The sequence below is a fragment of the Methylobacter sp. Wu1 genome, from assembly GCF_036553575.1.
In the GTDB taxonomy this organism is placed as follows: Bacteria; Pseudomonadota; Gammaproteobacteria; order Methylococcales; family Methylomonadaceae; genus Methylobacter.
Window position 1 is genome coordinate 1 of record NZ_JAZHOC010000065.1, and the last position, 15,669, is coordinate 15,669.

At 51.7% G+C, this 15,669-nt stretch carries 10 protein-coding genes; 9 read left to right on the top strand and 1 reads right to left on the bottom strand.

Going from position 1 to position 15,669, the window contains the following annotated elements:
- From V2P20_RS14250 to V2P20_RS14280, 7 genes are all read left to right on the top strand, one after another.
- Positions 1-2,703: alpha/beta fold hydrolase (locus tag V2P20_RS14250; protein ID WP_331819425.1), on the top strand; the 2,703-nt coding region annotated here is incomplete at its 5' end.
- A gap of 139 nt (positions 2,704-2,842) precedes the next feature.
- Positions 2,843-4,207: an MFS transporter gene (locus V2P20_RS14255; protein ID WP_331819427.1), complete on the top strand. Its 1,365-nt coding sequence runs from the start codon at positions 2,843-2,845 to the stop codon at positions 4,205-4,207.
- Between the two features lie 75 nt (positions 4,208-4,282).
- Positions 4,283-5,605 carry a diaminobutyrate--2-oxoglutarate transaminase family protein gene (locus tag V2P20_RS14260; RefSeq protein ID WP_331819429.1) on the top strand — a complete coding sequence of 441 codons (1,323 nt, stop codon included), beginning with the start codon at positions 4,283-4,285 and terminating at the stop codon, positions 5,603-5,605.
- Between the two features lie 151 nt (positions 5,606-5,756).
- Complete coding sequence (locus tag V2P20_RS14265; RefSeq protein WP_331819431.1) at positions 5,757-6,374, top strand: ABC transporter ATP-binding protein; 618 nt, start codon at positions 5,757-5,759, stop codon at positions 6,372-6,374.
- Positions 6,375-6,399: 25 nt separating this feature from the next.
- Positions 6,400-7,626, top strand: coding sequence for an ABC transporter permease (locus V2P20_RS14270; RefSeq protein WP_331819433.1), 1,227 nt, complete (start codon positions 6,400-6,402; stop codon positions 7,624-7,626).
- A complete protein-coding gene (locus V2P20_RS14275) occupies positions 7,619-8,728 on the top strand; it encodes an efflux RND transporter periplasmic adaptor subunit (protein WP_331819435.1) in 1,110 nt (369 codons plus the stop codon). The genes V2P20_RS14270 and V2P20_RS14275 overlap by 8 nt, the downstream gene beginning before the upstream one ends.
- 179 nt (positions 8,729-8,907) lie before the next feature.
- Complete coding sequence (locus tag V2P20_RS14280; RefSeq protein ID WP_331819437.1) at positions 8,908-10,314, top strand: TolC family outer membrane protein; 1,407 nt, start codon at positions 8,908-8,910, stop codon at positions 10,312-10,314.
- Positions 10,315-10,830: 516 nt separating this feature from the next.
- Here V2P20_RS14280 and V2P20_RS14285 read toward each other — a convergent pair.
- Positions 10,831-11,109 (bottom strand): hypothetical protein, encoded by a 279-nt coding sequence (locus V2P20_RS14285; protein WP_331819439.1) that lies wholly within the window; start codon positions 11,107-11,109, stop codon positions 10,831-10,833.
- Positions 11,110-11,494: 385 nt separating this feature from the next.
- Between V2P20_RS14285 and V2P20_RS14290 the strand changes: the two genes are divergently transcribed.
- Together V2P20_RS14290 and V2P20_RS14295 are read left to right on the top strand one after the other, a co-directional pair.
- Complete coding sequence (locus tag V2P20_RS14290) at positions 11,495-13,918, top strand: alpha/beta hydrolase (protein ID WP_331819441.1); 2,424 nt, start codon at positions 11,495-11,497, stop codon at positions 13,916-13,918.
- 945 nt (positions 13,919-14,863) lie between these two features.
- On the top strand, positions 14,864-15,211 hold the full coding sequence (locus tag V2P20_RS14295; protein WP_331819443.1) for a hypothetical protein: 348 nt from the start codon (positions 14,864-14,866) through the stop codon (positions 15,209-15,211).
- Positions 15,212-15,669 lie beyond the last annotated feature (458 nt).

Here is a 15,669-nt window from a genome sequence, read left to right on the forward strand (position 1 = left end):
CTGCTGGGCCAGCCGGAGGCGCTATGGCAGCAGCTGGCCGACGACCGCATCACTATCGCGTTCATGCCGACGCCGCTGGCCGAGCTGATGCTGGCATCGCCCCGGCCTGAACACTTGGCTCTGCGCTGCCTGTTGGCCGGCGGCGACCAGCTGCACGGCTATCCGCCGGCCGGGCTGCCGTTCGAACTGGTCAACAACTACGGCCCGACCGAGAACAGCGTCGTCTCGACCTCTTGCTCGGTACCGGCGGGAGGCGAAGGGCTGCCGCCAATTGGCAAGCCCATCGCCAACACCCGTGTCTACCTGCTGGACGATCATCTTTCGCCCGTTCCGGTCGGTGCCGTGGGCGAACTGTATGCGGGCGGCGCCGGACTGGCACGGGGCTACCTGAACCAGCCCGAACTGACCGCCGAACGCTTCATCCAGGATCCGTTCAGCCGCGATCCCCAGGTGCGGCTGTACAAGACCGGCGACCTGGGCCGTTGGCGGGAAGACGGCAGCATCGAATTCCTGGGCCGCAATGACTTCCAGGTCAAGATCCGCGGCTTCCGCATCGAACTGGGCGAGATCGAGGCCCGGCTGGCCGGACACCCGGCGGTCCGGGAAACGGCCGTGCTGGCCCGCGAGGACGGCGTTGGCGGCAAGCGGCTAGTGGCTTATTACACCGGCGACGCCGATCTGGCCGTGGACGACTTGCGCGCGTATCTGGCCGAGTCCCTGCCCGAGTACATGGTGCCGGCCGCCTTCGTGCATCTGGCCGCGCTGCCGTTGACTCCGAACGGCAAGCTGGACCGCAAGGCCCTGCCGGCGCCGGATGCCTATTTGGACTTTGTACCGCCGCGATCTACCGATGAAGCGAAAATTGCCGCAGTTTGGCGCAGATTATTCCAGGTCGAGTCTATTAGCGTGACGGCTAATTTCTTCGAGATGGGCGGGCACTCTTTATCGGCGGTTCAATTGTTGAGTCTGTTGAAACAGGAAGGCATTGAGATCTCCATAGCGATGTTATTTGAAAAGCCGACTATTGAATCGTTAGCCTGGGCGATTCGTGAAGACACACGGATTACAGAAGCAAACGCAATACCGCTGAGGAAAACCGGTAATCAAGCTCCACTGTTTTTAGTTCATGAGGTCACGGGCGAAATGCTCTATGGCCCTAATCTCGTGCCACATATCGATAGCGATATACCCGTCTACGGCTTGCCCGGACAACCGCTAAACGAAGCGCCTTATCACACCATGCAAGCAATGGCCGCCAGATTAGTGCGGATGATACGCGCAGTGCAGCCGCATGGGCCTTACCGCCTCGCCGGCTGGTCTCTTGGCGGGACGATTGCGTATGAAATTGCCGCACAACTTATTGGAGAAGATGAGACGGTAGAATTTCTAGGGTTGCTGGATTCATACTATAACTACGCGAATGCAAAAGGCATCATGACGGATGTCGATGACACAAGTTTATTGCTGGATTTCGTGTTGGCAGACGAGATGCCTTCGGCGATGGCCGATGAAATAAAATCGGCAGCTTCTTCAATGGATTTTGCGGAGTTGGTGAGCAAATGCCAGGCCTTATCTCTGCTGCCGGCTCATCTGACTGCCGACGAATTTCAGAAGTTTCTGCATCGCTGGCACAACCATAAAATAGCGGACGCTCAATACTGCGCCCGCAAGTTGCCGATCCCAATCCATTTATATGCCACCACTGAGCATGCTGAAGAAAATCCCTTCCGGAATTGGGACTCGGTATTGCCGAAGCAGCAAATACGGCTGATACGGGTGACGGGTTCGCATCAAACCATGATGGAATCGCCTCATGTCGATTCGCTGGGCGCAGCGCTTTCCGCCTCAATTCGGGAGGCAGGTGCCGGGAAGCCGATGGATCATAGCAACGGCTACGATCCGTTAGTAGCGCTTCATTCCGGCAGTTTCGCTGTGGCGCCTTTATTCTGCGTACCGGGTGCGGGAGGCAGTGTGAGCGCGTTCACCGATTTGACCTTAGCTTTGGGATCGTCAAGACCTGTCTATGGCTTGCAGCCGCGTGGACTGGACGGCGAAATGGTGCCGCATGCGACCGTACCCGCCGCTGCCAAAGCCTATCTGCGAGCGATCCAGTCGGTATATCCGGAAGGGCCATTACATCTGGTCGGCCATTCCTTTGGCGGATGGGTCGTTTTCGATATGGCGCTGCAACTGGCTAAGAGCGGACGCAGCGTAGCTTCGCTGACCTTGATCGATACCGATGCGCCGCATGAGCCGCAATGCGTCGCGCGCGAATATACGGAAACCGAAGTGTTGATGAAACTGGTCGAGATCTATGAGCAATCCATTGATGCATCTCTGGCAATACAGGCCGCCGATCTGGACGGGCTTGACGGCGATGCACGCTTGAAACTGCTGCATCAACGCCTGGTAGGCGTCGGGCTGATGCCTAAACAATCTCAGCCCGAAATGCTGACCGGCACATTCCGCACCTTTGGCACGGCATTAAGAACCCGCTACTGCCCGGAACATCACTATGCCGGACCGCTGCGGCTCGTGTTGGCTCAGACTGATCAATCTGACCACGAAGCCGTCGTCGCAAAATGGCGATATTGGGTTAAGGATCTCAAATACTGGCAAAGTGAAGGCAATCATATGACTGTTATCAAGGCGCCTTATGTCAACGCTTTAGCGGATTGGCTGGAATTGGGGAGGCATAAGTGATTGAGGCGCCGAGTCGGCTATTTCCGTTTTAGGAAACCGGCTCGATGCGCCCGAGCTTAGCGCGGCTTATGTCGGGTTTGGTTCGGACAATAAATTCATCCCGGTTTTTTAACCTTAAATCAACAAATGACATCATCCTATGAACACGGCAAACGAATTGGAAAAAGAAAATTATCAAAGTGCAAGTTTGGCGATGATGGGGCGGCCCTTCTATCTACTCTGGTGTGGCGAGACTGTCGCGTTAATCGGCGCCTCGCTGATGGAGTTCGCATTAGGCGTGTGGGTCTATCAAAAAACCGGCTCGGCTCTTGATTTTTCCGGCGTGCTGGTGGCGGCTATTTTACCGGCAGTGTTCATTATGCCGATCGCCGGCGGCATCGTTGACCGCTTCGACCGGCGCTATGTGATGGTTGCGGCCGATCTGACGGCTGTCGCGTTATTGCTGATGCTGGCCTGGTTTCTTTGGCATAACAGCCTTGATATCGAGCATCTTTATGTCTTCAATGTTGCAATGTCGCTGATCGCGGCGTTCAGGACGCCTGCCTATACGGCGTCTGTCAGCAAGCTTCTGCCCAAGGAAAAATATACGCAGGCCAGCGGCTTGATGGGGGTGAGTTCCAATGTGTTAAGCATGTTTGCGCCTTTGGTCGCGGGCAGCCTGATGGCGGCGATAGGGCTGCAGGGCATAGTCTTTATCGACATCACTGCATTTGCTATGGGCTCCATATTGATTTTGAACGCTTTTTTTTACACCGGTAGAGCCAGTGGCAATATCGGCAAGATCAGGGCCGACGATACGGAAGCGGTAAGCGGCAGCGTTGCCTTGGCGCTAGTGTTTTTCAAGAAGGAGCCGCTGATGCTGTGGCTGCTGGTATACACCGTTCTTCAGCAAGGTTTTGTGACGCTCGCGTCAACGATGATTATGCCTCTGGTGCTTTCCCATTACTCCGAAAACGACTTAGGCGTCATTCTCACGGTCGGCGGTGTGGGAGGACTGATTGGCTCAATCCTGTTGACAGTGATGGGAGAGCTTAAGCGTTTGATGCTTTGGGCGCTGGCGGCTGATGTGATGCTGGCGCTTTGCATATTGCTGGTTGGCGTCAATACATCCTTCAACCTTTACTGCGTGTCGGTGTTTACCGCCTTGCTGGTGGGCGGCTTTGCTCAGGGCTGTAATCATTCGCTGTGGATGAGAAAAATTCCGAATAAGTTTCAAGGCAGAATCTTCTCGATCATTAATGTTGCCGCTTTGCTGACTATAAGTATCGTTGTCATGGCTGGCGGGTTTTCCGCCGATCAGATTTTTGAACCTGCTCTATCTGAAGGCGGTCTGTTAGAACAGACGCTAGGCCCCTGGATTGGAACAGGAAAAGGGCGTGGCATCGGGCTTATGTTCGTTATCAGCGGCTTTATAGGGGCACTCATTTCACTGGTTGGATTTTTAACAAGACTGCGCCGATTGGATCTGATCGTGCCGGATGCACCTGGCTCAAATGAGTCCTAAGTGTTTGAAAAAATAATGAGCCGGGTTTTCCCGGCAGAAAATGCAATCAAAAATAAAAAAGTAAGGAGAAATAGCATGTCATACGATTACCTGAAACTCCTGGAATCAAACGCAAGAACTTATGCCAGATTCTTTAACAAAGTGTTTTCAACGGGTCATGGGGTGCGTGTTCGGGATTCCCAAGGAAACGAGTACATAGATTGTCTGGCTGTTGCCGGCGCTTTGCCGCTAGGACATAACCATCCTGAAATTAAGCAAGCTGTTGTCGAGTATATTTCATCGGATGGCATTCAACAGGCACTTGATTTTTCCACTCCGGCCAAGATTCAATTTGTCAAGGATCTGTTCTCGCGGCTGCCGCCGAAATTGCGCGACGATGGGCGGATACAGTTCTGCGGGCCGACCGGGTCTGATGCAGTCGAGGCCGCACTCAAACTGGCGAAATTTTATACGAAACGGCAAGGCATCATGGCGTTTCATGGCAGCTACCATGGCATGACTTCGGGCGCTCTTGGCCTCATGGGTAATTTACACCCTAAAACCGGCGTGGGCCTGGCGGCGGCCGGTGTGCAATTCGCCCCTTTCCCTTACCGTTTCCGGTGCCCATTTGGAACCAATGGCGCTCAAACCGACCAGCTATCGATCAATTACATCCGCACGATTTTATCGGACCCCGAGAGCGGGGTGTCAAAGCCAGCCGCTATCATCGTCGAAGCTGTGCAAGGAGAGGGCGGCGCCATTCCGGCTTCCATTTACTGGCTGCAAGAGCTAAGAAAATTGACGCTTGAATTCGATGTGCCGCTGATCATCGACGAGGTTCAGACAGGACTTGGACGGACAGGCACCTTATTTGCCATTGAGCGCGCAGGCATAACGCCGGATATTCTGGTTTTGTCCAAGGCCATTGGAGGCGGTTACCCGTTGTCAGTCGTGGTATACGATAAACGATTCGATGTCTGGACTCCCGGCATGCACGCGGGCACGTTCAGAGGCAATCAGTTGGCGATGGTCGCAGGAAGCACCACGATGCGGGTGATCGATAGAGATGGACTTGTTGACAATGCCAATAAGATTGGCGATATTCTGAAAAAAGGCCTGATTGAAATTGCGCAAGACAATCCAATCCTGGGTGATGTGCGCGGGCTTGGGCTAATGATCGGCGTTGAAATTGTGAAGCCGGGCGGCGGCGATCAGCCAGGTGCTCCGGATGGGGAGCTCGCCAAGGCCATAAAGCGAAATTGCTTTAAAAACAAACTGATCATTGAAACCGGAGGGCGCAATGGCTGCGTGCTTCGTTTTCTGCCGCCTCTCATCGCGACGGAAGCCGATGCCGGCGAAGTACTGGATCGTTTTGAGCAGGCTGTTGAGGCCGTAGAGACAGGGGCAGTTCATGCTTGATATAAGTCCTAACCATTCGAAATTTCTCCGGGAGAGGCAAAATGGCCAATTGCAAAAGCAGCAATTGGCTGCCGCCGACACGCTGGGGGTTTCTTTTGAAAAGCCAATAATAAGTGTCCAGAGTCTCACGAAATCCTATCATATTGGATCAATGACCGTTCCCGTATTGAAGGGCATCGACCTATGCGTCAAAGAGGGCGAGTTTGTATCCATCATGGGTCCGTCAGGCTCAGGTAAATCGACTTTGCTCAATGTGCTGGGGATTCTGGATCGTTACGACGACGGTGAGTATGTTTTGGATGGAACCCTGATAAAGCCGCTTTCCGAAACGGAGGCCACGCGACACCGCAATCATTTGATTGGCTTCGTATTCCAGTCATTCAATCTGCTGCCTTTCAAGAGCGCTATCGATAACGTGGCCATGCCGCTTTATTACCAAAAGGTTCCCCGCAAGCAGCGGGAAGAAAGGGCGCGGAAGCTATTGGAACGCATGGGGCTGGCCAGCCGGATGGATCACTTGCCCTCGGAGCTGTCGGGCGGGCAGCGGCAGCGGGTAGCCATTGCACGCGCATTGGTTACCGACCCGCCTCTGATCTTAGCCGACGAACCGACCGGCAATCTGGATACCAAGACTTCAGAGGAAGTGATGGAATTGTTCACCGAAATAAACCATGAAGGCAAGACGCTTGTCGTCATCACGCATGATGAAGAAGTCGCTGAACGAACGCGTCGCGTTATCCATCTGCAGGATGGGCGAATCAGGCACTAACTATTAACTATGGACCATACCACTCATGATTGATTTTGAACGCTGGGCCGAGCTCGGGCAATCCCTTAGCAAGCACAAATTGCGGACAGGCTTGACTGCTTTTGGAGTCAGTTGGGGCATTTTTATGCTGGTTCTGCTGTTAGGAATGGGGAAGGGGTTGGAGCGTGGCACGATGACGCTTTTCCAGGACACGGCGTTAAATAGTGTCTGGATCGGAGGTGGCAAAACTTCTCAATCCTATAAAGGTTTAACCCCAGGTCGCGCGGTGGGGCTGGAGATTGATGACGTCGCTTTGCTTGAAAACTTGCCAGGGGTGGAGGCCGTTGGGCCTACCAAATTATTGGATAAAGGATATGTTATGAGATATGGAAAAAATACCGGCTCATTCCAGATAAACGGCATTAGCGCCGTCAATGCTGAAATTCAAAAACTGGCCTTGCTGAGCGGACGCCAGATTAACCAGTTGGATGAGCGCGACTCACGTAAAGTCGCCATAATCGGCGCCCGGGTTAACGATGTGCTGATGAAAAATCAACTCAATCCCGTAGGAAAAACGATTTACGTAGGAGAAACACCGTTTACTGTGATTGGCGTATACAACAAAGCGTTGGGAGAGCAGTCGCCCAATCGCGTCTACATTCCATACTCCACGTTGAGGCAAGTGTTTGACCCTGCCCCGACAGTCAATATGCTTGCCTTGACGGTATCGTCGGGCTATAGCTGGCCGGATCTGAAGCCGGAAGCCATTCGGCTGCTATCCCAGCGGCATCGGTTTGACCCGAACGATTCTGCCGCTCTGGAGATCTACGATATCAGTGATGAAGTAAAAAAAGTGGAGTCCTTAATGAGCGGTATCAGGCTGTTCATGATTATTGTCGGAACCGGTACATTAATGGCGGGCTGTGTCGGGGTCAGCAATACGATGCTGGTCACTGTCAAGGAGCGCACGCGTGAATTCGGTATTCGCAAAGCCATCGGCGCTTCCTCGGCTGATATACTTTTCATGGTATTGCATGAGACACTGGTCATCACTTTAGCCGCAGGCTATGTGGGGTTGATTGCAGGGGTAGGGCTTGTCGAATTGATCAGCCAGGCCGGCATCGAATCGGATTACTTTCGTGATCCTCAAGTCGATCTTTCTATCGCTATTTCGGCGCTAGGCGTTTTGATACTTGCTGGTCTTATCGCAGGCTATCTGCCGGCGCGCCAGGCGGTGCGCGTATCACCTATTGAGGCACTCAGACATGAATAATTTTCGTCGAATTGTAGTCCGTACCAGTTGGCTTTTATTGGTTTCTGCCTTCGTGTTTGGCAGTGGTTTCTGGTTGTTTGTTTCAGCCGGCGCCAATGAAATCACCGTGCGGACAGAAAAACCCTCTCGCATGACCATTGAGCATTATACCGTCGCCACCGGGCAGATTGTTCCCAATCGGAAAGTCAAGATCAAATCTCAAGCGAACGGTGTGCTCGAAGAAGTGCTTGTTAAGCAAGGGCAATGGGTGAAGCGCGGGGATGTGCTGGCCCACATACGGCTGCGCGCTGATCCGGTGGAGGTTAATACCGTCCAGGCGCAAATCAGAAAAGCCCGCCTTGAGTACCAGCGAGCGGCCGCCGAACTGGAGCGGCGCAGTCATCTTCATGACCAACATCTGATTTCCGACGCTGCGTATCAGGATGACAAGCTGAAATACGATGTATCAAAGTCGACCTTGGAGCAGGCCGAACGCGAATTGGAACTGCGCCTCAAAGGTGCCTCACAGCAATTCAAAACCACCTCGACCCTGATTACCGCCACCATGGACGGCATGGTGCTGGACCAGCCTGTGGAGATTGGCGATTTCATCATTAAAGCCAATGATCTTTCTGAAGGTACGACGGTTTTCACTATTGCCGACATGCATAGCCTGATCTTCAAAGGCGAAGTGGAAGAAGCAGATACCGGGCGCTTGCAGGAGGGCATGCCCCTTATTCTGAATGTCGGCGCCCTTCCGGATGAACAGTTCGAGGCCACACTGGATTTTATAGCGGCGGAAGCCAAGAAAACCGATCAAGGCCGGAAAGTATTCGAAATTCGCGCAACCATCAAGCCCAAGTTGGGGGTGTTTCTCAGGGCTGGCTATAGCGCGACAGCCAAAATCGTATTTTCCCGGCATGAACAAGTCATGACCATTCCCGAAGGCAGCCTAATATTTCGCGGAGACGAATCCTATGCTAAAGTAAAGCTGCCGACTGGCGAGATCGTCGAGAAGAAGCTTGTCACCGGTCTCTCCGACGGGCTTAATATTGAGGTGATTTCAGGGCTTGACGAGCAAGACAGCGTTGTGTCATCAAAAGCGGTAGAGAAGCCATTATAGAATACCGCAGGAGATAGTTTATCGCTTAATGCCGCCCATTTTTTTCGCTTTGGGAGCTTGGTTTTTGCTGGAATGGAATTCATGTTCGATACTGGCTGCTGAGTCGGCTGCCCAGTCATCTGCTGGATATCTGTCACAAAGCAACAGAGGAAGTCCCACAACTATAATAAAGGAAAGTTATGATAGCGCAGAAGATAGTTTATCGCTTAACGCCGCCCATGTTTCGCTCCGGAGGCTTGGTTTTGCTGGTTTTGCTGGGATGGGCTTCCTGTCCGGTACTGGCTGCCGAGTTGCCGCCCAGTAATCTGCTGGATATCTATAACAAGGCAATAGAGGAAGATCCGCAACTGATGAAGGGAAAGGCAATCCGCCAGGTTAGCGAAGAACAGCACAATCAGGCCAAGGCCAAGGCTTTGCTCCCATCAGTAAACCTCTCCGCCAATGTCACCGGCAATCATCAGCATATCGGTTTAAATGACCCGCAGGCAATCGGTGTCGCCGGAGAAGATCTGTTTCTCAGCGATGGTTACGATATCTCTCTTTATCAGCCGGTGTTTCACTACGACAGGCTGATAGCCATGGATCAGGCTGGCCAGCGAGTGGAACAGTCCGAAATGGAGTTGAATGCGACCCATCAGGATTTGATTTTGCGAGTGGCGGAGCGGTATTTCGGCTTGTTGGGCGCGCTGGACAACCTGCGGTATTCCGAGGCTCAGAAGGACACGCTAGGCCGGCAGCGCGAACAGAGTCAGCAGCGTTTCAATTATGGCGAAATTGCCATCACCGATGTGTCGGAAGCCAATGCGGGTTATGATCGTGCAGTAGCCGATGAAATCGAAGCCCAACAACAGCTCAATGACGCCAGAGCGGCATTAAGGGAAATTACCGGCGAATACTATGACCGTCTCTCAGCGCTTGCCGAGGATATTCCTTTAGTCAAGCCGGAGCCTTTGAACGAAAAGAACTGGACTGATCAGGCGCTGACGCAGAATCCGCGCATTGTAGCCGCCACCCTGGCCTCCAATATCGCCCGCGATGAGATTAGCCGGCTTGACTCGGCACATCTGCCCAGTGTCGATTTCAAGGCAAGCAACGGCTGGATGGAAACCGGAGGCCAGTTTGGCAACGCTACTATTTTTTATAACAGTTTCGGGTTGGAGATGAATATGGCGTTATACGAAGGCGGTCAAATGACTTCGCGATCACGGGAAGCGGCTCATCGGCATGACGAGACTCTGGCTACGCTGAAGCAAGAACAGCGCAGTGCGGAAAGGCAATCTCGCGACGCCTTCTATGGCGTAGTGACCGGCGTCAGCCGTGTGCAGGCATTACGGCAAACTCTCAAGTCGCAGGAATTGTCGATGAAAGAGATAGAATCCGGTATTCAATTCGGCAGCCGCACTACGCTTGATCTAGTCGTGGCGACGCGCGAATGGTACCGGGTTCAGCGGGACTACGCCAAAGCCAGGTATGACTATTTGTTAAACACCCTGCGGCTCAAGCGCTCCGCTGGTATTCTCGAGTACGAAGATTTGGCAAAGATCAATACATTCTTGACTGACTCTGCCTCGGCAGCTCAGCCTTGATTTTTGCTTGATGTCGACTGAATATCGGTGTTCTGTCGCTGATGTTATGCCGTTGCAGGGTCGAATTCACTTCATATTCGACCCGGGCAAGCATCCGTGTACCGGCCTAGGCGGTGCGAATACCCGCAAGAGGCACAAGTACCCAAGGCATAAATGAATCCGCACCTACACGGCAGATTCGAATTTTCCTGGCACGCCTGCCGTTGGATTCGCCTCCGAGACGCATGACACGCTTCCATTATTAACCTTTAACTTCCGCCACCTGATACGCCGGCAGGTTGTTGCAGATGACGCTATCGCCGGGCTTTAAAGTCGGTCCCAGCTGCCAACGCAGGTATTCTTTAAAACGCTCTCCGCTCATGGCTTGATCCGCGCACCGGGGCCGTGAATCGGCCGGCAGGCAAACCGGCAATCAAGGCCATCGTTTACCAATGCTCCGCTGTTGCAGCATCCCTACAACGTACACCACTCAAAGCACGGCCATATCAGTGGACGCACTGATTTCATCCAGAAGCATCAACCGGGATGCATCGCAATGGCATCGTCCCAGTTTCCAGTTTTGCCGCTATAGGCTGCATCGTCGCGGCCCTGTTCACTGGGGCATGGACTGTTTTTTCTGCCGGCTCGATCTGGCGGACAAAGCGGGCTAAGGCACTGGCTGAAGTCTCCAAGACGTAGCTTTCTTTCAGCCAGTTTCTTGGCTGCTGCAAGGTCATGGAGGGCTGCACCGCCAACTACGCTGTGATCGGATTCGTGAGATTCCAGCCGATTCATCAGTATTTGCCCGTTATTCACTGAAGCGTGCTGTAAAACTTCGGGTTCAGATTGTTTTTTATAAAACAGCCTGAACGGGCGCGATCTCAAGTCAGGTATCAGGAATAACAAGGGCCTTATATTAGCGCTTGATTATTTCTTGATGAGTTCTTCAGATTTAACTGTTTTTTCAGATTGGTTTTATGGAAATTTAAGGTTGGCTTGGTTAACACTGTAGTCGAGATTGAGCTGATGATTTCACCAATGCGGTATCGGTCTGATTCTGCCAGTCAATAGTCTATCTCTGCCCATTAAAATTAACGCAACGGGACCTGTTAAAAAACAAACTTACAAGAAAGGAGTGTTTTTTATGTTTCTTAAATACTTTCATCGGTCTAGTATTTTATTATTAGTTCCAGGAATGGTTATGGCAAACCAGAGCGTGCCAACTATTGACTGGCAAGCGTGTCATCCAGAATCCGGCCTGCCATATTTTTGCGGGTCTGTCAGTGTACCTCTCGACCATAATGCGCCTGAAGGGGAAAAACTCACCCTGTCCTTGATTAAATTGTCGGCAACCGCGAGCACAGGAAAAATTGGATCGCTTTTCTTCAACCCCGGCGGGCCTGGTAATTCGGGAGTCGACTTCGTACTAGGCATTGGCTCATCGCTTCGGCCAGAAATCCGCGAAAAATTCGACGTGATCGGCTTCGACCCTCGAGGCATAGGCCTAAGCAGTCCTCTCGTATGCTTTAACGGTCCAGTTACTGTGCTGCCGTTCTCTTTTCCCCGTAATCCTGACGAAGAAGCCTTACGGGCAGATTTCGACAGGACGATGGCCAGTTCATGCAAAACTAACGGCGGCCCTGTGCTTGATCATATGTCAACCGCTAACGTAGCCCGGGATCTCGATCTGCTGCGCCAGGCCGTCGGCGATAGCCAACTCAATTATGTGGGCTACAGCCATGGGAGCTTTCTCGGCATCACTTATGCGAACCTGTTCCCTGACAAGATCCGGGCCATGGTTCTGGACGGCGTTGTTGATCCCGTCGCTTATACTACCGGCCATGGCAACGAGGGCTTTAACCTGCCCGTTACCACGAGATTCGGTATAGATAAAGGGGCGCAGGCGACGCTGAATGAATTCTTACGCCTTTGCGATCAAGTAGGTGTCGCTCAGTGCTCCTTCGGCGATGGGGCGACCACCAAGTTTGATTTTCTGGTCGGTTACCTGCGGATGGCGCCTGTCCACATGATCGATCCGACCAAAGGTCCCGTCGACCTTACCTATGACCGGTTCATTGAAACGGTTATCAGCGCGCTGGCGAGTTCATCGGAATGGTCACTGTTGGCGAGCGCCTTGAATGAAATTTACGGCAATATCACTAATGGCTCGATATACACAGCCTTGAGGGCAGGAAGTGCATTTACTGCTTTAACTGCTGCCCTGGGCAGCACACCCAATCCCGATGATTTGACACGTACCGCTCAGCAATTCGCGGTCATGTGCAGCGATTCCATCAACCCCGATAATTACGCGGCTTGGTCTTTGGCGGGAGAAGCCGCCGAGGCCGATACTGGGATATTTGGGCGCTTCGCGGCCTGGCAATCCAGCCCTTGTGCCGTTTGGCAGGGTAACGATCCAGATCGCTATCTCGGCCCGTTTACCCAAACGACCGCAGAACCGATACTCCTCGTTGCCAACCGTTTCGATCCCATAACGTCGTATGAAGGCGCCCTGCAAGCGCACAGCCTCCTGCCCAATTCGGCCTTGCTGACGCTCGAAGGCTGGGGACATACGTCGCTTTCTCTTTCATCCTGCGTGGACCAGGCTGTGTCTAGCTATCTGCTTACCTCCAAGGTTCCCAGCACTGAAGCTAGCTGCCAGCAAGATGCAGCACCTTTCGCCGATGCATCATCCGATCCGGCATCCTTAGACTTAAGTACATTGGCGGAACTGATATTATCTGGTGCAACACCACCTGATACAACACCACCTGATACAACACCACCTGATACAACACCACCTGACACAACACCACCTGACACAACACCACCTGACACAACACCACCTGACACAACACCACCTGACACAACACCACCTGACACAACAAAGCCTGATACAACAAAGCCTGACACAACAAAGCCTGACACAACAAAGCCTGACACAACAAAACCTGACACAACAAAACCTGGCACAACAACTTCTAACGGAACAGGAACACCTGTTGTTTCAAGGACTTACGTTACTTATGATCCTGTTACGGGCACGGTAACTATTCCAGCGGTGCAGGTCGGCGGTAAGGTTGAGTTTGTCAATGTCAAATTGGGATTTAATCCAGAAGGAACGCTTAGTGTTCTTTCTTCTGAAGCCCCTAATGCACCCGTTGCGGCTAGTGCTGTCTATGATCTCACTGCAGGCACGGCAACTATTCCAGAGGTATTGGTTAACGGTAAAACTGAGTTTGTAAATGTTAAATTGCAGTCAAACCGGGACGGCACATTCAGCGTTCTTTCTACTGAGAAACCTTCTGTCGCCAAAACTTACACTATTTATGATCCTGCTACGGGCACAGTAACTATTCCAGCGGTGCAGGTTGGCGATAATGTTGAGTTTGCAAATGTCAAATTGGGATTGAATCCAGGAGAAATACTTAGCGTTCTTTCTTCTGAAGCGCCTGATCTTAAGGTTCCCGTTGCGGCTAGTGCCGTCTATGATTCCGCTATTGGCGCGGTAACTATTCCAGAAGTACTGGTTAACGGTAAAACTGAGTTTGTAAATGTTAAATTACATTCAAACCCGGACGGCACATTCAGTATTCTTTCTACTGAAAAACCGCCTGTCTCCTAGATGCTCATTGCTTATGATCCCACTATAGGCATAGGGATTGTCCCAATGGTGCAGGTTAATAATAAGGTTGAGTACGAAGATAGAAATGGACCTCAAACCAGACAGTAGATTAAGTGATAAAACGGCTCTATGGCGATCTCAAGCCATGAGCAAGCCAAGAAATCACTCACTGCTGTTAAAAGCCAAGACGGCGAACCGCCATAAGCCGCGGCAGTCAAATGCTGCCGCGGTGGCATTGTTAGGATAGGCGAAGTCAAACTCCGGAAATCGCCAGCGTGAGAGTACGGATTAATGCGGGGCACATGGACGGAGTCACCCGCAACAGTAGGGTTGGCGATGTGGTAATGGCGCGGGATCGAAGAGGTGGCATCGTCTGGCTTTATGGTATAGGCAACCTGTAAAGGGAGTATCTACACTGCCTAACGATCTCGGCCATTGACAGGTTTATCCGGCACAAGCTGGGTTGCCGCTATAAAAAAACGCTCATCGCCGGCGCATTAGGTGGCGGAAGTTCAGGCCATGCTTGCAACACACGGGAGCGGCCCTCAAACACCGGCCGCCTTACCATCCCGGCCTGAATCCGATCGGGCAGATCTTGGCCAGGCTGAAGGCGCTCCGGCGCACGGCCGGCCAATTAATGGATCGTTTTCAAGCATTCAGGTTATGTTTCTAATTAAAAGATAATTGCTCTAAATTGAGGCTAATTAATAGGTAATTATACGAATAGAGATAAAATCAAGATTACAATAGCTTAAGACATATTTACTGTAGCTGTATTTATTAGGATACAGAAACACTATATCAAACTGCGGAATATCCAATGAAATGCATGTGGCGAAGAATATCTGATGCTATAGAAATTTTTGAAAGCTTCGCTTTATGCTGAATTTCACGGATACACATGTTGTTAGGACATCATCCATTTTACAGAACAAAGACAAGGTAATGAAAAGAGCCTTTGTGAATAGTAAAAATATCGTCGTTCTGAGCAACTTAAATCATGAAGGCTGGCTGGTGTGTGAGGATAAGTTAAGCAAGAGCATTCTTATAGGGGATTTTGGGAATTTGGCGTACCGCGAGCAAATAGTGAAACAGCGGATGCAGTCAGCCAATTCTTTAACTAAGGTGAGGCTTAGGTTTGGAGTTAGGATTGCCTCTGGTACTTTCGAGCATGCTTCTGTAATCATGCTTGATATGGATGACGATTCCGCCTTCCTGGCTGACGGATCTGCAGAGTGTCTGTATCTTGTGGAGAATATCCAAGCGGCAGCACGGCTGTTTTGTGCCGTGTAGGCAAATTCATTTATGCCCTTTGCGGGTATTCGCACTGCCTAGGCCGGTACACGGATGCTTGCCCGGGTCGAATATAAAGTGAATTCGGCCTTACAACAGCGTAACATCAGTTACATGGAAACCTGTTATGATCTAGCGGCTATGCAGAAAGACTTGGGCACTTGGCCCGTTTACTACAATAACCAACGTAATCAATGGAGAAACTGTCTAGAATGAGAGATTTCCAGGTTGAAGTTAAACCGGCAAACATTGATATAAATTAATTATTAACCCCTCTACACACTGAAAAAAATGAATAGTCGGCCGTTTATTTTCGATCAGCTTCATATCGAAGTGGCACGTAACGCTTCGGATGACTTCAATTTGTTCCATGACAAGCATAAGTGGCTACAAATTGTGCACAACCCGTTCAAAGGCCCTATCGTTCTGGGGTTTCAACTCAATACCCTGATCGAATA

Excerpts from the sequence above, each read along its gene's own strand:
- V2P20_RS14275 (WP_331819435.1), top strand. The coding sequence starts at position 7,619 with ATGAATAATTTTCGTCGAATTGTAGTCCGTACCAGTTGGCTTTTATTG.
- V2P20_RS14255 (WP_331819427.1), top strand. The coding sequence starts at position 2,843 with ATGAACACGGCAAACGAATTGGAAAAAGAAAATTATCAAAGTGCAAGT.
- V2P20_RS14270 (WP_331819433.1), top strand. The coding sequence starts at position 6,400 with ATGATTGATTTTGAACGCTGGGCCGAGCTCGGGCAATCCCTTAGCAAG.
- V2P20_RS14260 (WP_331819429.1), top strand. The coding sequence starts at position 4,283 with ATGTCATACGATTACCTGAAACTCCTGGAATCAAACGCAAGAACTTAT.
- V2P20_RS14265 (WP_331819431.1), top strand. The coding sequence starts at position 5,757 with ATGACCGTTCCCGTATTGAAGGGCATCGACCTATGCGTCAAAGAGGGC.
- V2P20_RS14295 (WP_331819443.1), top strand. The coding sequence starts at position 14,864 with ATGAAAAGAGCCTTTGTGAATAGTAAAAATATCGTCGTTCTGAGCAAC.
- V2P20_RS14280 (WP_331819437.1), top strand. The coding sequence starts at position 8,908 with ATGATAGCGCAGAAGATAGTTTATCGCTTAACGCCGCCCATGTTTCGC.
- V2P20_RS14290 (WP_331819441.1), top strand. The coding sequence starts at position 11,495 with ATGGCAAACCAGAGCGTGCCAACTATTGACTGGCAAGCGTGTCATCCA.